We start from the raw sequence: 329 nt of genomic DNA, 5'->3' as shown, positions 1-329 counted from the left end.
AGCGCTTTTTTCGTAAGTTTAAAAGTTATGTTAGCGTCTTTTTTACAAACAAAATAAAAATTAACAGACTAACAAACCCAGAGACAGCACAAACAATGAATAGCATTTGATATCCCATGAGTTGTGAAACAAATCCTAGAAGAATGGACCCTAAACCAATCCCTAAATCAAAAGCAGTAAAAAATGTAGCGTTCGCTATTCCTCTTTTCTCTGGTGAAGTTAATCGTATCATGGCTACTTGAAGAGCAGGTTGTGCTGATCCGAATCCAATCCCATACAAAATAGCTGTAATAACTAGTCCAACAATCCCATTTGTCATTGCTAGAACT

General features: G+C 35.9%; 1 protein-coding gene. It reads right to left on the bottom strand.

Annotated elements, in window-relative coordinates; translation table 11 throughout:
* Positions 1-25: 25 nt before the first annotated feature.
* Positions 26-329: MFS transporter (locus BPMYX0001_RS27645; protein WP_157753677.1), on the bottom strand; the 304-nt coding region annotated here is incomplete at its 5' end.

Source organism: Bacillus pseudomycoides DSM 12442 (assembly GCF_000161455.1).
In the GTDB taxonomy this organism is placed as follows: domain Bacteria; phylum Bacillota; class Bacilli; order Bacillales; family Bacillaceae_G; genus Bacillus_A; species Bacillus_A pseudomycoides.
This window is presented reverse-complemented; position numbering and strand designations above follow the sequence as displayed.